This window comes from Rhodococcus sp. A14 (genome assembly GCF_011603105.1).
GTDB classification, from domain to species: Bacteria; Actinomycetota; Actinomycetes; order Mycobacteriales; family Mycobacteriaceae; genus Rhodococcus_F; species Rhodococcus_F opacus.
The window spans coordinates 18,153-37,715 of record NZ_JAAOQS010000064.1; the positions used below are offsets into that span (position 1 = coordinate 18,153).

A 19,563-nucleotide genomic window follows, 5' to 3' on the forward strand; every position below is an offset into this window, starting at 1 on the left:
ACGTCCGGCGGACCTACTTCACCGGCGTCGTGTTCCGCGTCTTGAGAAGGCTGGCGACGGTGGTCACTGCCAGCACACCGATGATGACGGCGAGCGAGAACATCGTGGACACCTCCGGTACGGCCACGTGCTCGCCGCCGTTGATGAAGCCCAGCGTGTTCTCGTGCAGGGCGTGCAGCACGAGCTTGACACCGATGAACGCGAGAATGATCGACAGGCCGTACGACAGGTACACCAGGCGGTCCAGCAGGCCGCCGATGAGGAAGTACAACTGACGCAGACCCATCAACGCGAACGCGTTGGCCGTGAAGACCAGGTATGGCTCCTGGGTGAGTCCGTAGATCGCGGGAATCGAGTCGAGTGCGAACAGCACGTCGGTGAAGCCGATGGCGACCAGCGCGAGCAGTAGCGGCGTCACGACGCGCTTGCCGTTGATCCGCGTGACGAGCTTGTCGCCGTCGTAGGTGTCCGTGGTGGGGAGGATCTTCTTCGCGACGGCGACGATCTTGCTGTCGCGCTCCTCCTCCACCTCCTTCTCGTGCCCGTGATCACGTACCAGCGTGTACGCGGTGTAGATGAGGAACGCACCGAACAGGTAGAACACCCAGCTGTAGGCGTTGATCGCCGCGGCACCGACCCCGATGAAGATGCCGCGCATCACCAGTGCCATCACGATGCCGATCAGCAGTACCTTCTGCTGGTACTCCCGCGGCACCGCGAATGTTCCCATGATGATGACGAACACGAAGAGGTTGTCGACCGACAACGCCTTCTCGGTGACGTAACCGGCGAAATACTCGCCGCCGTACTGACTTCCCCACAACCACATCACGACCAGGCCGAACAGGATCGCGACACCGATGTAGACCGACGACCAGAACGCCGACTCGCGGAAGGTGGGGGCGTGCGGGGTGCGCACGTGCGCGAAGAAGTCGAAGACGAACAGTCCGAGAATCACCACACAGGTGATGACCCAGACCAGCGGTGACACATGCATGAACACAGACCTCCGGTAGACCTAGCGGGTACCGGAGGTCTCTCCCGCCGCCGGAACCTTGTGTCCGCGCGACTGACAGCACCGGATCGGCAATGGTGCCGATCGTGTTGACGATGCTGTCACAGAGGTGGGGATACTCCCCTCCAATTCGGTGACCATTCAACCACACTGCGCGAGAATCGCCCATTTCGGACACGCGCACCGCGCCCTACTCTTGATCGGACGGCGCCTCGTTCGGGTCGCCGCCGCGGATCGACCACAACAGACCGTCGAGTTCCTCGGGCTTGATGAGCACGTCACGGGCTTTCGAGCCCTCGCTGGGGCCCACCACTCCCCTGGTCTCCATCAGGTCCATCAGGCGGCCGGCCTTGGCGAAACCGACACGCAGTTTGCGCTGCAGCATCGACGTGGACCCGAACTGGCTGGAGACGACGAGTTCCACCGCCTGCAGCAGCACGTCCATGTCGTCGCCGATGTCGGGATCGACGTCCTTCTTCTCCCCGACCTTGGCGGCGGTGACGCCGTCGGTGTACTCCGGCTCCGCCTGGTTCTTGCTGAAATCGACGACCGCGGAGATCTCCTCGTCGGTGATGAACGCACCCTGCAGGCGTGTCGGCTTGCCTGCGCCCATCGGCAGGAACAGCCCGTCACCCATACCGATCAGCTTCTCGGCGCCGGGCTGGTCCAGGATGACCCGGGAGTCGGTCAGCGACGACGTCGCGAAGGCGAGTCGTGACGGCACGTTGGTCTTGATCAGACCGGTCACGACATCCACCGACGGCCTCTGTGTGGCCAGCACGAGGTGGATACCGGCGGCGCGCGCCTTCTGGGTGATCCGCACGATCGCGTCCTCGACGTCGCGCGGCGCGGTCATCATGAGGTCCGCGAGTTCGTCGACGATGGCGAGGATGTACGGGTACGGCCGGTAGACCCGTTCGCTGCCGAGCGGCGCGGTGATCTCACCCGACTTCACCTTGGAGTTGAAGTCGTCGATGTGACGGACCCGGTTGGCCTGCATGTCCTGGTAGCGCTGTTCCATCTCCTCCACCAGCCAGGCCAGCGCGGCTGCGGCCTTCTTCGGCTGGGTGATGATGGGCGTGATGAGGTGCGGTATGCCCTCGTAGGGCGTCAACTCCACCATCTTGGGGTCGATGAGGATCATCCGCACTTCGTCGGGTGTCGCACGGGACAGCAGCGACACCAGCATCGAGTTCACGAAGCTCGACTTACCGGAACCGGTGGAACCGGCCACGAGCAGGTGCGGCATCTTCGCGAGGTTGGCGCTGACGAAGTTGCCCTCGATGTCCTTGCCGAGACCGATCACCAGCGGGTGGTGGTCCTTGCGGGTGCTCGGGGCGGTGAGCACGTCGGCGAGGCGCACCATCTCGCGGTCGGAGTTGGGGACCTCGATGCCGACCGCGGACTTGCCGGGGATGGGCGCGAGCAGGCGGACGTTGTCGGTGGCGACGGCGTACGCGATGTTGCGGGCGAGCGCGGTGATCTTCTCGACCTTCACGCCCGGTCCGAGTTCCACCTCGTAGCGGGTGACGGTCGGGCCGCGGGTGAATCCGGTGACGGCTGCGTCGATCTTGAACTGCTCGAGGACCTCGGTGATGGCCTCGATCATCGCGTCGTTGGCGGAACTGCGCTTCTTCGGCGGATCGCCCTCGATGAGCAGCGACGTCGGGGGCAGCGTGTAGTCGCCCTCGACGACCCGGTCGGTCACGAACTTGTCGACGTCGGGCAGCGGTTCCGGTTCGGGTTCCGGCTTGGGGGCGACGACCGGCTTGGCCTTGGCGCGCGCCGGTTTCGGCGCCGGCGCAGGCGCCGGGACGGGTTCCGTGGCGGGCTCGGTCTCCCACAGACCGAGCACCTCTGTCTTCGCGGTATCGCTGACGTCGTACTCGTCGGTGGGATAGTTGTCGGCCGGAACACCCCGGCCCCCGGTCGTGTAGTCGTCGACCGGGTAGCCGTCGGCGTCGAAGAGGGTGGGGTCGTATTCGCCGTCCTCGTAGTACTCGCTGTCGTAGTCGGCGTAGTGGTCGCGGCCGAACGACGTCCCGAAGTACGACTGCAGCTTGCCGGGCACCTCGCGGACCGTGGTTCCGGTCAGCAACAGGACACCGAACAGTGCCGCCATCAGCAGCAGCGGCGCGGCGAGCCACACGGTCAGGCCGTCCGTCAGTGGACCTCCCGCCGCGTACCCGACGAACCCGGCGCCGCGGGTCCTGCCCTCGGCGTCGGTGGGCGAACCGGTCGCGATGTGCCAGAGACCCAGGGCGGGCAGACCGACCAGCAGCGATCCCAGGACCAGCCTCGGCTGGATCTCGGGTTTCGGCTCGGTCCTTATCAGGATCACCGCGACGGCGACGCCGATCAGGGGCAGGACGCCGGACGCGCCACCGAACAACACACGGACTCCGGTCTCGATCCACTCGCCTACCGGACCGCCCGCGGAGAACCAGATTCCGCCGGCGACCACGACGCTGATCGCGATCAGCCCGAGCGCGATGCCGTCGCGCCGGTGGCCCTGTTCGATCTCGGCTGCCTTGCCGACGGTGCGGGTGGTGGCCCCGACGCCCTTGGCCATGAGCGACCAGCCGGCACCGATTCCCCGACCCACCGACTTCAGGGGGCCGGATGTAGACGATTTCTTTGAGGTGGACTTACGCGGAGTGCTGACCGTCCGGGTCGTACGGGACTTCGGCTTGGACGTGGTCGAGCCGCCTCGCACGCCCGTCCTCGCCGTGGAGGTCGTCGTGCTCGAACCGCGGGCGCTCGCCTTACCTGCCATGGTTCTCAGATTAGTCGCTATGGCACCTTCCGGACCATCCGCAACACCCGTAACACGGCGAGACCTGCGGTGAATGCCCTCAGAACCCCCGGTCGAGGGAGGTCACGGCGTCGATGTCGGCAGCCTCACCGTCGGTCTCGATGCGCACCTGGTCTCGGCCGAACGCGTGCAGGGCGAGTTCCGACGGTTCGCCGCGCAGGATCACCCGGCCGGCACCGGCCTTGCGGACGGTGGCCTGCTCCCCGGACGGCCGCTCGAGCACGACCGTCACCGGGGCGTGCCGGTAGCCGAGCTTTCCGACCTTGCGTGCGAGACCCCACAGCGCGTCCTGGCGCTCGTCGGGCAGGACCCGCGGCTCCCAGCCGTCGTGGGCGCGGCGCACATCCTCGTGGTGGACGAACATCTCCCCCAGGTTCACCTGTGCGTCCACCCAGTACATGGGCGACCACATCGGCGGACCCGACCGGACCTCGTCCAGCAGTCGGCTCCACGGACGCGTCGCCGTGTCGTTCTGGACGCGCTCCGTGTAGCCGGCGAGCCGACCCACGACGATGCCGGGGGCAGCGTCGAGGCGTCGTTCGCGCACGATCAGGTGGGCGGCCAGGTCCCGGTTGGTCCACGTCCCGCAGAGGGTCGGGGCGTCGGGACCGAATTCGGCCATCGAGTCGACGAGGGCGAGGCGTTCATCTCGGGCGAAGGTCACCCGTCCGAATCTACCTGCCGGAGAACTACTTGCCCTCGGCCGACGGTACCGCGATGACGGTCGGGACGATCATCGGCCGGCGACGGTACTTGTCCGCCACCCATTTGCCGACGACGCGCCGGATCGCCTGGGCGATGCGGTGGGCGTCGTTGATGCCCTCGGTGGCCAGGCGCAGGAGTTCCGCCTCGACCAGCTGCGCCGCGTCCTTGAGGGCCGTGGGGTCGTCGGAGAATCCGCGTCCGGACACCTCGGGGGTGCTGACCGCGCGTCCTGTGTGGTCGTCGATGACGACGTTGATGGCGATGAACCCGCCTTCGCCGAGGACCAGCCGGTCCGACAGCGTGGAGTCGCCGACGTCGCCGACGGACAGTCCGTCGACGTAGACGTGTCCGACGGGAACTTGCCCGACGATCTCGGCGAGACCGTCGACCATGTCGACCACCACCCCGTCCTCGGCGAGCACGATCCGGTCCTCCGGCACGCCGGTGGCCTTCGCGAGGGCGGCGTTGGCGCGCAGGTGACGCCATTCGCCGTGGACCGGCATGGCGTTGGTGGGCCGGACCGCGTTGTACAGGTACAGGAGCTCGCCCGCCGATGCGTGGCCGGAGACGTGCACCTTCGCGCTCTGCTGGGTGACGACGGTGGCGCCGCGCTTGGCGAGTCCGTTGACGACGGCGAACACGGAGTTCTCGTTGCCGGGGATCAGCGAGGACGCCAGCACGACGAGGTCGTTGGCCCGGATGTTGATCTGCCGGTGCTCACCGCGGGCCATCCGCGACAACGCCGACAGCGGTTCGCCCTGCGAGCCGGTGGAGATCAGGACGAGCCGGTCGTCGGGCAGGTTGGCCGCGGTGTCGATGTCGACCACCAGGCCGTCCGGCACGCTCAGATATCCGAGATCCTGCGCGATCTGCATGTTGCGGACCATCGACCGGCCCACGAACGCGACCCGCCGGTTGTACCGGTGGGCGACGTCGACCACCTGCTGGATGCGGTGCACGTGGCTGGCGAAGGACGCCACGATCACGCGCTGCTTCGCCTTGCCGATCACGTTGTCGAGCACTCCCCCGATCTCACGTTCGGGGGTGACGAAGCCTGGCACTTCGGCGTTGGTGGAGTCGACGAGGAACAGGTCGACACCCTCGTCGCCGAGACGGGAGAAGCCGGCGAGGTCGGTGAGCCTGCCGTCGAGCGGCAGCTGGTCGAGCTTGATGTCACCGGTGTGCAGCACGACTCCGGCGTCGGTCCGGATCGCGACGGCGATGGCGTCGGGGATCGAGTGGTTGACGGCGAAGTATTCGCACTCGAACGGACCGTGATCGGTGCGCTGCCCCTCGACGACCTCGACGAGGTTGGGGCGCTGGCGGTGCTCACGGCACTTGGCCGCGACGAGTGCGAGCGTGAACCGCGAACCCACCACGGGCAGATCCGGCCGCAGGCGCAGCAGGAACGGGATGGCGCCGATGTGGTCCTCGTGGCCGTGCGTGAGGACCACGGCCTCGACGTCGTCCATCCGGTCCTCGATGTGCCGGAAGTCCGGGAGGATCAGGTCGACACCCGGCTGCTGGTCTTCCGGGAACAGCACACCGCAGTCGACGATGAGCAGCTTGCCCTGGTGCTCGAAGACGGTCATGTTGCGACCGATCTCGCCGATACCGCCGAGCGCCACCACCCGCAGACCCTTGAACGGAGCCTTCGGCGGGGCGCCGAGCCGGGCCGTCGGATCGACCGAAGCCGGCCGGGCGTCCTGACGCTTGTTGCCGCCGCCGCGCCTGCCGGACCGGGACGACGACTTGTTGGCGGCGCCGCCCTTCGTGGAGGAGGTCTTCACGGGCGCGGACTTCGCCTGCGCTGACTTCGGAGCCGACGGCTGGTCTGCGACGACGGGCGCCGACTTCGGCGGCTCGGCGACGACCGGCGCCGACTTCGGCGGCTCGGCGGCCACGGGCGCCGCCTTGGTCGGCTCGCTCGCGGTGGGAGAAGGGGGACCGGCCTGACGGCTGGCGCTGCGACGACGAGGCGGTCGGGTCACGCGAGCACCCCCGCAGCGTGCAGATCGGCGGCCAGGAGGTCGAGTTGATCGTGGGTGGGCGCCACCTGCGGCAACCGGGGTTCGCCGACGTCCAGGCCGATCAGGCGCAGACCCGCCTTCGACGCGCTGACGCCGCCGAGACGCGCCACCGAGCGGATGACCGGGATCAGGCTGAGGTTGATCGCGCGGGCGCGGGCGATGTCACCGGCCGCGAATGCCGTGTGCAGTTCGCGCAACCGGCCGGGCACGAGGTGCCCGATGACGCTGACGAATCCCGTCGCGCCCACCGACAGCCACGGCAGATTGAGCGGATCGTCACCCGAGTAGAACTGGAGGTCTGTGGTGCCGATCAGCTCGGCGCCCGCGTTGAGGTCGCCCTTGGCGTCCTTGACCGCGACGATGCGCGGGTTCTCGGCGAGGCGCCGGATGGTCTCCGTCTCGATGGGGACCACGGAGCGGGGTGGAATGTCGTAGAGCATGACCGGAAGGTCGGTGGCGTTGGCGACGGCGGTGAAATGCGCGAACAGTCCGGCCTGCGGCGGACGCGAGTAGTAGGGGGTGACGACGAGGAGGCCCTGCGCGCCCGCGCGGGCGGCGTCACGGGCGAGTTCGACGCTGTGCGCGGTGTCGTTGCTGCCTGCGCCGGCGATGATCTTCGCGCGGTTGCCCACCGCGTCGATCACTGCCCGGAGCAGCTCGAGCTTCTCGTTCTCGGTGGTCGTCGGCGACTCACCGGTCGTACCGGCGAGGACGAGGGAGTCGCATCCGTTGTCGACGAGGTACGCCGCGAGGCGGACACCGGCGTCGACGTCCAGCTTTCCGTCCGAGGTGAACGGCGTCACCATCGCTGTGGACACGGTGCCGAACGGACGCTCGACGGGAGAAGCGGAATCACCGTAGGTCATGGTCAGAAGGCTACCCGGTGACCCAGGTACTTTTGCACACCAGTCACGCGTCGGCGGAAAACGTGCTCCGCGCCACCTCCGTGCCGTCGCCCCAGTCCAGTACCTCGAAGTCGCCGAAGACATTCGGCGCGGCCGCCTGCAGCTGCCTCAGGCACTCGACCGCGACGCGGCGAATCTCCACGTCGGCGTGCTCGGTGGCCCGCATCGAGACGAAGTGCCGCCACGCCCGGTAATTGCCGGTGACCACCACGCGGGTCTCCGTAGCGTTGGGCAGGACGGCCCTCGCGGCCTGCGTCGCCTGCTTGTTGCGCAGCGGCACGCTGGAGGTGTCCGCCAGTTTCGCTTCGAGGGCCTCGAGGAGTTCGCCGTACGCCGCCCGACTCGCGTCGGTGGCCTTCGCGAAGAGTTCCTCGAGTTCGGGGTCGCCGGCGATCGCGGGCGGAACGACGACATTGCCGTCGTTCTCGCGTACGAAGCGCTGCGACAGCTGCGAGTAGGAGAAGTGGCGGTGCCGGATCAACTCGTGGGTGCAGGACCGGGAGATGCCGGTGATGTAGAAGCTGACGGTGCCGTGTTCGAGGACCGACTCGTGCCCGACCTCGAGCAGATGGCGCAGATATCCGGCGTTGGTTGCGGTGCGGGGGTTGGGCTTGGACCAGCTCTGGTAGCACGCCCGGCCCGCGAACTCCGCCAGCGCTTCGCCGCCGTCGGCGTCGGTCTCCCACGGAATGTCCGCCGGCGGAAAGAACTCCGTCTTCGCGACGAGTTGCACCCTGAGCGGCACGGTCTGCGGCACTGCGCTGTTCCTCCTACCGAACTCCCTGGTCGGGAGTCCCTCCTGAATGCATCGACCCTAGTCGCAGCGGTGATCGGGGTCTCGGCGTGCCCCGTTCCGGCAGCGGCCTGGTTGCCGTGTGTTCACCCGCGCGTGTCAGTCTCGTCTCGCCCACACTTTCGGTGACACCGCAGATTCGTGGGGAGACTTCCTGTGCAGTACCGGACAGGCCGCGCACGCGCCGTCGTGATCGCAGTTCTCGGGACAGCGGTTCTCGGGGCCGCTCCCCCGGCGTTCGCCGGACCGCTCGCAGCGGGACCGTCGGTCGCCGAGAGTCCGGCACAACCCGCGGCAGGGCGACATCGCCCAACTGAAGTCACGCCAACTTGACTGACGTCACCAATGACGCCATGCTGGCGTCATGGACCTCGGCATCTACGTCTCCCGGCTGCGAGACGACCTGAACGCAGCAGCCGCACTCGGCGACGAGCAGACGCGGGCGACGGCAGCGGCGCTCGCCGCCGCGGTCGAACCCGCCGCCCGGCTGCTCCTGCTCTCGGCGCTCACCGATTTTGCAGGTGAGGTGACGTCCGAACTCGGCAATCGCACCGTCGGTGTGCGACTGGACGGCAACGAGGTGGCGGTCGACGTGCATCGCACCCCCACCGCGCCCGGACCGGAGGGGGAAGGAACCACGACAGCCGAGGACCTCGGTGCCGCCTTCGATGACGTCACCGGTGACATCAGCCGCGTCACTCTGCGTCTGATGGATCAGATCAAGTCGAAGGCCGAGGAAGCCGCCTCCCAGAACGGGGTGTCGCTCAATTCCTGGGTGTCGCAGGCGGTCCAGGGCGCACTCAAGGACCAGATGCGCCGCAACGGGAGAGACAATTTCTGAGCACCGGCGCACTCACTCCACGCCTCCGTCGGCGGCGGTGATGTAATTACGTCGCATCAGCCACACGGTGAGAGTCGCCACGGGCTCGAAGGAGCGAAGAACATGGCCGTTTCCGGCGTCAAGGAATTCGAGATCAAGGCCGATCCGGCCACGGTGATGGCCGCGATCGCTGCGGTGGATCGCCTGCCCGAGTGGTCCTCGGCCCACAAGTCGGTCACCATCGAGAGCACACACGACGACGGCCGCCCCCATCGTGTCCGAATGAGCGTCTCCATCCTCGGGATCAACGACGAGCAGGTCGTCGACTACACGTTCGAGGGCGACGACACCGTGTCATGGCACCTCGTCGAGAGCGGCCAGCAGAACGCCCAGGACGGCTCGTACGTCCTCACCGAGTCCGGCGCAGGCACCAAGGTCACGTTCGAGTTGACGGTCGACCCGAAGATTCCGCTGCCCGGGTTCCTCGTGAAGAAGGCTCAGAAGACGGCACTCGAGACGGCGAGCAAGGGCCTGACGAAGTTCGTCGAGAGCCTGTAGTTCCTCACTCTCCTCGCGGCCGCGCCGCCGCGGCCGCGAGGAGGGCACCGAGGTTGCCGCGATCGTCCACCCGGATGTCGTCCAGACCCAACCACGTTGCCATTCTTCGCAGTTCCGGGAGCAACGCCTCCACCACACACCCCGGATTCCGGTCGGGTTCCACGAACGCGGATCGCACCTCGAGCGTTCCCGACGCGCGGTCGGCCTTGAGATCGACCCTCGCGACCAGTTCACCGTTCAGCAGGAACGGAAAGACGTAGTACCCGTGGACACGTTTGTGCGCGGGGGTGTAGATCTCGAGGCGGTACCGGAAGTCGAATATCCGCTCGGTCCGCGGACGGCAGAAGACCAGCGGATCGAACGGGCACAACAGCGCCGCCCCCTCCACCTTCCGGGGAACCCGGACGTCGCGGTGGACGAATGCCGGCGCATCCCAGCCGCGGACCCCCACCCGTTCGAGCACCCCGTCCTCGACGAGTTCCTCGATGGCCGAGGCGGTCTGCGCCGGCGACAGTCGGTAGTAGTCACGAAGATCGGGTTCGGTGGCCACACCGAGGGCCCGCGCGGACCGCTGCACGAGGCCACGGACGGCATCCTCCTCCGAGACTTCCTCGGCGAGTATCGCTTTCGGCAGCACACGTTCGCTCAGGTCGTAGTGACGGGTGAAGGCGACCCGCTTGTCCACCGCCAGCGCGCCGGACGCGAACAGTTGCTCGCACACCACTTTGGTGTCGCTGCGATCCCACCACGGGCCCTTGCGGTCCGGCCGGTCGACCTCGAGGTGTTTCTCCACATCGCTCGCGCTGCACGCACCGACGGCGCCGATCACGTCGAGCACGTCGGCGGCGAGCGTGGGATTGCGGTCGAGTACGCGGGATTCGCCGGACCAGCGACCGTGCCGGTACCGGTGCATCCGCCAGCGCATCAGCGGCCAGTCCTCCACGGGGATGAACGCCGCCTCGTGCGCCCAGTACTCCGCCAGCATCCGGGGTGCGCGGGCCGAATGTGACCACGCCGCCGAATCGACCAGCCCGCGGTCGTAGACGCCGAGGCGGCTGAACAGCGGGACGTAGTGGGCGCGCACGGCCACCGACACCGAGTCGATCTGGAACAGCCGTACCCGGTCGAGAACCGAACGGACGTGCCGGCGCGTCGGCGCCCCGGCCGGTTTCCGGTCGGCGAACCCCTGCGCCCAGAGCGCCGATCTCCGGGCCGCGGCAGCGGTCATCTCACGCATGCCCGCAGCCTGCCATCAACCACCGACACGTTCCACCGCGACGTCAGACGTCCTCGGCCAGCGTCACGGCGACCGTCGCACCGAGTTCGTAGCACCGCTCCCGCGCGCTCGCGTCGAGCGATCCGGTCAGTTCCAGGATCTCGGCCACCTGGGTGAGCGCCAGCCCGGTCACGATCTTCTGCACCGATTTCACGGCCCCGGCGGTGTCGTTGTTGCCGTGCACCCAGAGCCCGTAGGGGCGGCCCGCGACCGCGTCGAGGCACGGGTAGTAGACGGTGTCGAAGAAGTGCTTCAGCGCACCGGACATGTAGCCGAAGTTGGCGGACGTCCCGAACAAGAACCCATCGGCTGCCAGGACGTCGGGCACGGTCGCGCCGAGAGCGGGAATCGACTTCACGTCGACCCCGTCGATGTCGGGGTCCCGCGCGCCTTTCAGCACGGCTTCGAGGCACTCACGGGTCACCGGCGACGGCGTGTGGTGGACGACGAGTAGTGACTTCACAGTCGTCAGCGTACGACCGGGCCCGCTTCCTATCGGCCGGGCTCGCCTTCCCGTTCGACGCGTTCGAGTTCCACGGCCCGTTTCATCGTCTCCCGGGCCCTGCCGCGGTCGCCGGCGTAGTCGTAGGCGCGGGCGAGGCGGTACGAGTTCCGCCAATTGTCCGGTTCTGCTTCCCATTCGGATTTGACCTGCCGGAACAGTGCGTCCGCGGCGTCCCGGTCGATGCGGCCCGAGGGGCGCTTCGGCAGATCGCTGACGTCCAGTTCGAGCCCCTCGTCGGCGATGCGGCGGGACAGATGCTGATGCTGGAATCCGGCACGCAGCGTGGCGTAGACGATCCAGGCGCCCAGGAACGGCAGGATCAGGACGCCGACACCCAGGCCGATCGCGGCCGCTCCGCCGGCCTGGATCAGCTCGATCCCGCGTCGGCCGAGAAGGACGAAGTAGAACACCAGCGCCGCGACCAGCAGTCCGATCGTGACGACGGTCTTGGTCGAGCCGTCCTTCACAGGTCGAGAAGGGGGTCGATACCGACGGTCAGGCCGGGACGGGAGCCGATCTCCCGCACCCCGAGCAGGACGCCGGGGGCGAAGGAATTGCGGTCGATCGAATCGTGCCGGATGGTCAGCGTCTCCCCCTGTGTGCCGAGGATGACCTCCTGATGGGCGACGAGCCCTGCCAGCCGCACGGAATGCACCCGCACGCCGTCCACGTCGGCGCCGCGCGCACCGTCCAGTTCGGTGGTCGTGGCGTCGGGGCTCGGTCCGACGCCCGCCTTGCGGCGTGCCTCCGAGATGAGGGCGGCGGTCCGGTAGGCGGTGCCGGACGGCGCGTCCGCCTTGTTGGGGTGATGCAACTCGATGACCTCGACGGAATCGAAGAATCGTGCTGCCGCCTCGGCGAAGCGCATGGAGAGGACGGCACCGATCGCGAAGTTCGGGGCGATGAGCACACCGACCTCGGGCCGCTCCGACACCCACGACCGCACCGTGTCGAGCCGGGCGTCGTCGAATCCCGTCGTGCCCACGACCGCGTGAATACCGTTGGACACGAGGAACTTCAGGTTGTCCATCACCACGTCCGGGTGAGTGAAGTCGACGACGACCTGCGTGCCGGCCTCGACGAATGTCTCCAGCCGGTCGCCGTGATCGACCTCCGCGACGAGTTCGAGGTCCGGTGCCTGCTCCACCGCCTCGCAGATCGCTCGGCCGACCTTGCCCTTCGCTCCGAGAACCCCGACCTTGATGGGTGCTGCTGCGCTCACTTCTCCACGCTCCGTCCAGTCACAACGATTCGCCCGAAAGCCTACGCAACCGACGGGTGCCGGCCGGTGCGCAGGGGCGGGGCGGGAGACCTACGTCTCGCCGTCAGACGCGGCCGGCCTCGTACTCGGGGTGCCAGTGCGGTGATCGGCCGAGCAGCGACAGCACCGCACCGAAATCGGCGGCGTCGGGGTCGGTCGGCAGGCCGGGCGCGAACGCGGCCCCCTCGCGCAACCGGTCCGCCCCGTCCGGGACGAGTCGTGCGATCGGGAGAACCGCGGCCACCATGCCGGATTCGGGCGCGAAGTCGAGCCCGAGCGACCGGGCGACGTCCCACGAATGGACCACGTAGTCGAGGAAGTGGAACCCGACGGCGATGGCTGCGGGGAACGGGAACTCGGTGCTGATCTCCGGCAACCAGAACTGCCGCTCCCCGACGCCGTCCCGGGCGAAGGCCTCGATGACGGTGTCGGCCGCCGAGCGGTACGCGGCGACGGGATCCGCCGACGCGTGCGGCCGCCAGTTCGACGGGTCGGGACCTCCGCCCGCTGCCGCTGCGGCGAATCCCCGGTGCTGCACGGTCATGTGGTCCAGCAGTTCCCCGAGAGTCCACTGCGCACACGGTGTCGCGCGCTTCAGATCGTCGCGCGTCACCTGCGACACGAACTCCACACTCGATTGCACGGCGCGGATATCCCAGCGCCGGACCTCGTCCACATCCATCGTCGACACCTCGTCACTCGAATCGATTTGATACGCGTTCGCTTATCATCTACCTCGGTAGATGATCGGTCAAGGTGTATTTTCTGCGGTATGCCCAGCCGCGACCCGACGCACGGACAGCACGAACGCACCCGCCCCGATCTCGCGGCGATGACGACCGCCCTGAACCGCTCGCTGGTGGCGGCGGAACTCCCCGTGCTCGCGGAGCACGGGCTGACCATGTGGGGATACGTCGTGCTCCTGGCACTCGACGAGCACCCGCTGCGCACCCAGGCCGCGCTGGCGGAGGCAATCGGCGCCGACAAGACCCGGATCATCGGCGTGCTCGACGACCTGCAGGACCGTGGCCTGATCGACCGTCAGCGCGATCCCGCGGACCGCCGAGCCCGCCTGCTGTCGCTGACCCCGGACGGGCACGACGTGCGCGACTCGGCGCAGGCGGCGATCCGGCAGGGCGAGGAGCGGCTCTTGGCCAGGTTGCCGGAGCGCGACCGCGAGGGTTTCGTGTCCGCCCTGATCGCGCTGTCGGCACTGCCGGTCGAAGACGTCACCGGGCGCCCGGGCGACTCCACCTGACGGAGTTCGCGCCGGCTCCCCTTCAGCCGTGCCGCAGCGCGTCCACGGCCTTACCGATCCGGCGCTGCCGCGTCTCGTCCGTCTTGGCCCCCTCGACCGACAGCAGGTGCCGGCGCTGGTTGCTGTACGACAGTGCGTCGAACGCCTTTCCCGCGTCCGGCTGCCGGCCGAGCGCCTCGGCGAAGTCGGGCGGAACCGTGACGAACCTGGGTTCGGTGTCGAGCTCGACGTCGACGTCCACCTCGTCGCCTGCCGCGACCCCCGCACCTGCCCGGTTCTCGGGGATCCGGAAACCGGTCGCGGTCTTGCCGCCCAGCTCGATGGTGGTGCGGAACCTCATGGGCAGAATTCTGCCCGCGACCGGCCCGCCGGGTCAGTCGAACACGATGATCTGCCGGATCGCCCTGCCGTCGGCGAGTTCGTCCATGCCGCGGTTGATGTCGTCGAGGGTGATGCGGGAGGAGATGAGATTCTCCACGGGAAGCTTCCCGGCGCGCCAGAGGTCCTCGTAGATCGGGATGTCCCGGGACGGCACCGCCGACCCGAGGTAGCTGCCGATGATCGTGCGGGCCTCGGCCACCAGGATGAGCGGGGAGATCGACGACCGCGCGTCGGGCGACGGCAAGCCGACGGTGATCGTCTTGCCACCGGGAGCGGTTGCGCGAACAGCCGATTCGAATGCGCGCGCGTTCCCCGCGGCCTCGATGACGATGGGCGCCCGGACCCCGGCTTCCTCCAGCTCCGCCGGGGTGTAGACGGCCGTCGCGCCGAGTTCGCGTGCGGTCTGCAGTTTCTCGGGTACGGCGTCGACGCCGATCACCTCGCCGGCACCCCGGGAGACCGCCGTCAGGATCGCGGCCATCCCCACTCCACCGAGCCCGACGACCATCACGGCCTGGCCGGGTTGCGGATCGCCCGCGTTGAGGACGGCACCGCCGCCGGTGAGGACCGCGCATCCGAGCACGGCCGCCACATCGGCGGGGACGTCGTCGCCGACGGGAACGACCGAGCGGCGGTTGACCACCGCGTGCGTCGCGAATCCGGACACCCCGAGGTGGTGGTGCACGGCATCGCCGCCGCGGTGCAGTCGCGCTCCCCCGTCGAGCAGGGTGCCGTCGTTGTTCGCACTGGTCCCCGGCACGCACGGCATGCGGCCGTCGGTGGCGCAGCCCTCACACTCACCGCAGCGAGGAAGGAACGTCATGACCACACGCTGTCCGACCGCGACGTCGTCGACCCCGGCTCCGAGCTGGGTGATCCGCCCCGCGGCCTCGTGCCCGAGCAGCATCGGGACCGGGCGCACCCGGTTCCCGTCGACGACGGACAGGTCGGAATGGCACAGGCCCGCCGCTTCGATCCGGACGAGGATCTCGCCCTCGCCGGGCGGGTCGAGGTCGAGTTCGGAGATCGAGATCGGTGCCGACTCGGCGAACGGGCGCGTTCTCCCGATCTCCTCGAGTACCGCTCCACGGATCTTCATCTCGGGCTTCTCCTCTTGTTGTCGGCGAATCCTCGTTACCGGACGATGCCGCGCACCGAGGCCGGCAGGTCACGCTTGCGACGATACGGTCCGACGACGGCGGCACCGAACGGGCGCTGCAGCAGAACTCGCGCGACGTCGCGCACCTCGTCGGTAGTGACCGCGTCGATCTTGCTCAAGGTTTCGGTGATGCTGCGGTGATTGCCGTAGTTGAGCTCGCTGCGACCGATGCGATGCATCCGGGAACCCGAATCCTCCAGTCCCAGAACCAGTCCGCCCCGCAGCGATCCCTTGGCGCGGGCGCACTCGGCGTCGGTGATGCCTTCGGCGGCCACGTTCGACAGCACCTCCCGGATCACCGTGGTGACCTCACCGAGGTTCTCGGGCTGGCACCCGGCGTAGATCGAGAACGCACCCGTGTCGGAGAACGTGTCGATGCCCGAGTACACGGAATACGCGAGGCCCCGGATCTCCCGCACTTCCTGGAAGAGCCGGGAACTGAGTCCGCCACCGACCGCGGCGTTGAGCACCGACAGCGCCCAGCGGTGCGACTCGTGCCGCCCGAACGCGCGCACCCCGAGGGAGAGGTGGACCTGTTCGCTGTCCCTGTTGGTCAGGCTGAGTGTCGGCTCCGTCCGCAGGCGCAGGGTGCCTGCGCGTCGGGGGGCAGGTTCGGACGCCGATTCGAGGTGCCCGGCGAACGCGCGCCGGACCAGCTCGACCGTCGGTTCGTGCTCCACGTTGCCGGCGACGGCCACCACCATGCGCGGCGGCGTGTAGCGCCGCACGTGGAACGAGTGGAGTTGGGTGCGGGTCATCGATTCGATCGATTCGACGCTGCCGATGACGGGCCTGCCGACGGGATGGTCGCCGTACAGCGCGGTCAGGAACGCGTCGCCGAGGAGGTCTTCCGGGTCGTCGTCGCGCATCGAGATCTCTTCGAGGACCACCTGGCGTTCCACGTCGACGTCGGCGGACCGGCAACGACCCCGCAGGACGACGTCGCTGACGAGATCGATGGCGAGGGGCAGGTCGTCGTCGAGCACGTGCGCGTAGAAACAGGTGTGTTCCTTGGACGTGAACGCGTTGAGCTCGCCGCCGACGCCATCCATCACCTGCGCGATGTCGAGGGCGCTGCGCGACGGCGTGGCCTTGAACAGGAGGTGCTCGAGGAAGTGCGCGGCCCCGGCTACCGTGGGCTGCTCGTCGCGTGATCCGACACCCACCCAGACGCCCACGGACGCGGATCGGACACCGGGAACGTATTCGGTGACCACCCGGAGTCCGCCGGGGAGCACGGTGCGCCGGACGCCGGCATCCGGCTCGTGGAGGGTCGGCGCTTGGGTCAGTGCGGCAGTGCGGCTGCGATCGATCTTGGCCATGTAGTGGTTCAGCAGTCCTCGAAAGCTGGGCGTCGTCGAACGGCAAACTTTACACGCGGCATCCAGCCGTCGTTCACCAGCGTCGACGATGTGGTTGCGAACCCGATCAGTCGCTGTTCCCGAGGACGGCCACAGCGCGAACAACATCCTGGGCATCGTGTCCCGGGTTGCGGCGAGGCACTCGAACCACTCACCAGCGCGCCGTGGCGAGAACAGTTCGACGGCGCAGTCAGAGTCCGGGTCGGCGTGGGGCGTCGCCGGACCGGAGGTCGGTCGCCGTCAGCACCGCGATGCGCTCGGTGCGCTGGCCCGGCCGGATCATCTCCCTCGCCTCCAGCATCCTCGCGCGGGACGAGAGGGCGGGACCGAACGGCACGTCCTCCGACGCGACCACGTCCACCCGAAGTCCCCGTTCCTCCAGCATCGCCCGTGTCTTGTCCACCCCGTTGAGCGTCGACTGGACGAGGAGCAGGGTACCGCCGGGAGCGAGAAGGTCGGGGGTTTCGCTGCAGATCCGATCGAGCACGGCCCGCCCGTCGACGCCGGCATCCCAGGCCCGCGCGAGTATCCGGCCCGGCCTGCCGTCGTCCGTCGCCGGCGCGTAGGGCGGATTGGCCACGACCACGTCGAAGCGAAGGGTCCGGACGGAGTCCACCAGGTCGCCCCGCACGACGCGGATCGTCCGGCGGTTCAGTTTGGCGTTGAGCCAGGTACTGATCGCGGCCCGGCGCGACACGTCGACCGCAGTCACCCACCCCGCCCCCGCAGCACACGCTTCGACGCTCAACACCCCTGTGCCACAGCAGATATCGAGCACACGGGTGCCCGGTCCGAGATCTCGGGCCGCCAGCACCTCGGCGAGCAGCCAGGTGTCACGCTGGGGGCGATACACCCCGGGCAGACGAACGAGCATGATCGGCTCCCTCCCTCGCCGTTCCCCACAAGCGTGGCCAGCACCCCGAGTTACATGCAACTCGACACGGGCCAATTCACCCGGTGTTCACGTCCGACCCCTCCCCGAGCCGCGTCTGCGGTGTCTGCCGGGGTCGAAAACGGGTATTCGTTCGCAGTGCCGCATTCCTTCTCAGCTGATTCCGACGCCGCGGTGGGCGTCGCGTGGGCCCTCGTCGCTCGGCCCTCGCGCTGGTCCGAGTGGGCGCCGCACCTGCGCGGCGCGTGGGGTCTCGGGTCCCCCGAGGTTCAGGCCGGCCGGCGTGGAGCGGCGCGACTGCTCTGGATCGTGCCTGTTCCCGCGTCGATCTCGGCCAAGACACCGGGCCGTTCCTGGGCCTGGCGGGTGGGACCGATGACGCTCGATCACGCCGTCGAGGCCCACGGTGCCGGCTCGCGGATCACGATGACCACGTCCTCTCCCGGCCCCCTCGACTCGGTGCTCGCCGCCACCTACGGCCCGGTGGTGCGAACTCTCGTCCGTCGACTCGCCCGCGTCGCGGGCGAACGCTAGCCGACGGCCATCGGCGGCGCGTCGTCCGGAGCGAGTTGAGCGCCGATCTTCCGGAACAGCCTGTCGGCCTCGTTCTTGTAGGCCCCCGTGTCGTCGAAGGCGGCCGGCTCGTAGGTGACGGCGACGGCGACGGCGATCTTCTGCGAGGGCAGATAGGCCTCCACCGCCGCGGATCCGCTGAACAGCGGATTCTGCATCAGCCAGTTGCCCACGATCGGCAGTCCGAGCCCGTAGGTGTAGTCCTCCGATTGCGGAAAGCACGTGGTGCAGCCGGGCAGGGTGGTCGTCTTGCCGCGCAGGTCGGTCGACACCATGGCCTCATAGGACTCGGACGAGAGAAGTTCGCCCGTGCCGATGGCGACGGCCGTGTCGTGGAGGTCGTAGATGTTCGTGGTCTGGATGGCTCCGTGGGTGATGGTCCAGGACGGGTTCCAGTACGTGGATTCCTCGTAGAACGGCGCACCGGGCGGGATCTGCAGGGCCTCGCGCCGCTCGGACGAGAACGCGTGCAGGACGGGTTCGGTGATCGCCGCCGTCCCCGGGTCCGTGGTGTCGTCGAGGCCGAGCGGACCGAGCACCTTGTCCTGCATGAGTTCCGTCATCGGCTGACCGGTGATCTTCTCGAGGGCCAACCCGAGGATGACGTAGTTGGTGTGGGCGTAGTTCCAGTTGGTCCCGGGTTCGTAGAGAAGCGGCTTCGACGTCGCGAACGCCAGGAGTTCCTCAGGCGTCCAGTTGCGGAACGGTGCCGCGTAGAGGGCCTCGGCGAATTCGGTGTTGCCGATGACGTAGTCGACGTAGCCCGAGGTCATCTGGGCGAGCTGACGGAGCGTCACGCGGTCGGCGTGCGGAATGTCGGGCAGCCACTTCGACACCGTGTCGTCGAGGCTCACCTTCTTCTCGTCGACGATCTGGAGCAGCAACGTGGAGACGTAGGAGATGGCGACGGCTCCGTTGCGGAAGTGCATGTCGGTGGTGGCGGGCACCCCGGTCATCGACTCCCCGAGCGCCTGGGTGACGATCTCCTTGCCGTCGACCGTGACACGCACGATCACCGCCTTCAGGTGGCTCTCCGCCATGGTGTCGCGCACGATCTTCATCACCGCATCGGCCTGCGCCGGGTCGGCCGACGAGACGGCAGAACCGTTGCTCGTGTCCGAAGAGGAAGAATCGGAGGACGAGGTGTTCGACGTGCACGCGGCCAGGAGAGCGAGGACGCACGTCAACAGGAGAACCCGCCGGTTCGGTGTCATACCCGAGCTTGGCAGATGCGGGCGGCCACTGGATGTGAAAAC

General features: G+C 68.3%; 20 protein-coding genes. 4 read left to right on the forward strand and 16 right to left on the reverse strand.

Going from position 1 to position 19,563, the window contains the following annotated elements; translation table 11 throughout:
* Positions 1 to 13: 13 nt before the first annotated feature.
* The 6 genes from G9373_RS28010 to thyX form a co-directional block, all read right to left on the reverse strand.
* Positions 14 to 997 (reverse strand): TerC family protein, encoded by a 984-nt coding sequence (locus G9373_RS28010; protein WP_133986568.1) that lies wholly within the window; start codon positions 995 to 997, stop codon positions 14 to 16.
* Positions 998 to 1,205: 208 nt separating this feature from the next.
* Complete coding sequence (locus tag G9373_RS28015) at positions 1,206 to 3,791, reverse strand: DNA translocase FtsK (protein ID WP_120659235.1); 2,586 nt, start codon at positions 3,789 to 3,791, stop codon at positions 1,206 to 1,208.
* Between the two features lie 79 nt (positions 3,792 to 3,870).
* Entirely contained in the window at positions 3,871 to 4,494 is a 624-nt protein-coding gene (locus G9373_RS28020; protein ID WP_005261160.1) for a TIGR03085 family metal-binding protein, read from the reverse strand.
* 25 nt (positions 4,495 to 4,519) lie between these two features.
* Entirely contained in the window at positions 4,520 to 6,526 is a 2,007-nt protein-coding gene (locus G9373_RS28025; protein WP_043787119.1) for an RNase J family beta-CASP ribonuclease, read from the reverse strand.
* Positions 6,523 to 7,431, reverse strand: coding sequence for a 4-hydroxy-tetrahydrodipicolinate synthase (dapA, locus tag G9373_RS28030; protein WP_005261164.1), 909 nt, complete (start codon positions 7,429 to 7,431; stop codon positions 6,523 to 6,525). The genes G9373_RS28025 and dapA overlap by 4 nt, the downstream gene beginning before the upstream one ends.
* Before the next feature lie 43 nt (positions 7,432 to 7,474).
* A complete protein-coding gene (gene thyX, locus G9373_RS28035) occupies positions 7,475 to 8,227 on the reverse strand; it encodes an FAD-dependent thymidylate synthase (RefSeq protein WP_133986567.1) in 753 nt (250 codons plus the stop codon).
* A gap of 400 nt (positions 8,228 to 8,627) precedes the next feature.
* Between thyX and G9373_RS28040 the strand changes: the two genes are divergently transcribed.
* Both G9373_RS28040 and G9373_RS28045 read left to right on the forward strand, forming a co-directional pair.
* Entirely contained in the window at positions 8,628 to 9,104 is a 477-nt protein-coding gene (locus tag G9373_RS28040) for a toxin-antitoxin system HicB family antitoxin (RefSeq protein WP_005561148.1), read from the forward strand.
* Between the two features lie 102 nt (positions 9,105 to 9,206).
* Positions 9,207 to 9,641: an SRPBCC family protein gene (locus tag G9373_RS28045; protein ID WP_005261167.1), complete on the forward strand. Its 435-nt coding sequence runs from the start codon at positions 9,207 to 9,209 to the stop codon at positions 9,639 to 9,641.
* 4 nt (positions 9,642 to 9,645) lie between these two features.
* Here the strand turns inward: G9373_RS28045 and G9373_RS28050 are convergent, their stop codons facing one another.
* From G9373_RS28050 to G9373_RS28070, 5 genes are all read right to left on the reverse strand, one after another.
* Positions 9,646 to 10,878: a crosslink repair DNA glycosylase YcaQ family protein gene (locus G9373_RS28050; protein WP_054246632.1), complete on the reverse strand. Its 1,233-nt coding sequence runs from the start codon at positions 10,876 to 10,878 to the stop codon at positions 9,646 to 9,648.
* Between the two features lie 43 nt (positions 10,879 to 10,921).
* Positions 10,922 to 11,380 (reverse strand): flavodoxin family protein, encoded by a 459-nt coding sequence (locus G9373_RS28055; protein WP_005261169.1) that lies wholly within the window; start codon positions 11,378 to 11,380, stop codon positions 10,922 to 10,924.
* Positions 11,381 to 11,409: 29 nt separating this feature from the next.
* Positions 11,410 to 11,889 carry a hypothetical protein gene (locus G9373_RS28060; RefSeq protein WP_005563881.1) on the reverse strand — a complete coding sequence of 160 codons (480 nt, stop codon included), beginning with the start codon at positions 11,887 to 11,889 and terminating at the stop codon, positions 11,410 to 11,412.
* Positions 11,886 to 12,644, reverse strand: a complete 759-nt coding sequence (gene dapB / locus G9373_RS28065) for a 4-hydroxy-tetrahydrodipicolinate reductase (RefSeq protein WP_005261171.1) — start codon at positions 12,642 to 12,644, stop codon at positions 11,886 to 11,888. The genes G9373_RS28060 and dapB overlap by 4 nt, the downstream gene beginning before the upstream one ends.
* Positions 12,645 to 12,747: 103 nt before the next feature.
* Complete coding sequence (locus G9373_RS28070) at positions 12,748 to 13,365, reverse strand: TIGR03086 family metal-binding protein (protein WP_120659238.1); 618 nt, start codon at positions 13,363 to 13,365, stop codon at positions 12,748 to 12,750.
* Between the two features lie 90 nt (positions 13,366 to 13,455).
* On the opposite strand from G9373_RS28070, the gene G9373_RS28075 reads away from it, so the two are divergent.
* Positions 13,456 to 13,941 carry a MarR family transcriptional regulator gene (locus G9373_RS28075; RefSeq protein ID WP_005563883.1) on the forward strand — a complete coding sequence of 162 codons (486 nt, stop codon included), beginning with the start codon at positions 13,456 to 13,458 and terminating at the stop codon, positions 13,939 to 13,941.
* A gap of 22 nt (positions 13,942 to 13,963) precedes the next feature.
* Here G9373_RS28075 and G9373_RS28080 read toward each other — a convergent pair whose 3' ends face one another.
* The 4 genes from G9373_RS28080 to G9373_RS28095 form a co-directional block, all read right to left on the reverse strand.
* Entirely contained in the window at positions 13,964 to 14,281 is a 318-nt protein-coding gene (locus G9373_RS28080) for a YdeI/OmpD-associated family protein (protein WP_133986566.1), read from the reverse strand.
* A gap of 33 nt (positions 14,282 to 14,314) precedes the next feature.
* Positions 14,315 to 15,421 (reverse strand): alcohol dehydrogenase catalytic domain-containing protein, encoded by a 1,107-nt coding sequence (locus tag G9373_RS28085; protein ID WP_133986565.1) that lies wholly within the window; start codon positions 15,419 to 15,421, stop codon positions 14,315 to 14,317.
* Positions 15,422 to 15,456: 35 nt separating this feature from the next.
* Positions 15,457 to 16,803, reverse strand: a complete 1,347-nt coding sequence (locus G9373_RS28090) for a pitrilysin family protein (protein ID WP_005261176.1) — start codon at positions 16,801 to 16,803, stop codon at positions 15,457 to 15,459.
* Between the two features lie 229 nt (positions 16,804 to 17,032).
* Positions 17,033 to 17,716: a HemK2/MTQ2 family protein methyltransferase gene (locus tag G9373_RS28095; RefSeq protein WP_005563890.1), complete on the reverse strand. Its 684-nt coding sequence runs from the start codon at positions 17,714 to 17,716 to the stop codon at positions 17,033 to 17,035.
* Between the two features lie 156 nt (positions 17,717 to 17,872).
* On the opposite strand from G9373_RS28095, the gene G9373_RS28100 reads away from it, so the two are divergent.
* Complete coding sequence (locus G9373_RS28100; protein ID WP_120661251.1) at positions 17,873 to 18,268, forward strand: SRPBCC family protein; 396 nt, start codon at positions 17,873 to 17,875, stop codon at positions 18,266 to 18,268.
* Here the strand turns inward: G9373_RS28100 and G9373_RS28105 are convergent.
* Positions 18,265 to 19,521, reverse strand: coding sequence for a serine hydrolase domain-containing protein (locus tag G9373_RS28105; protein WP_120659239.1), 1,257 nt, complete (start codon positions 19,519 to 19,521; stop codon positions 18,265 to 18,267). The genes G9373_RS28100 and G9373_RS28105 overlap by 4 nt on opposite strands.
* Positions 19,522 to 19,563: the final 42 nt, after the last annotated feature.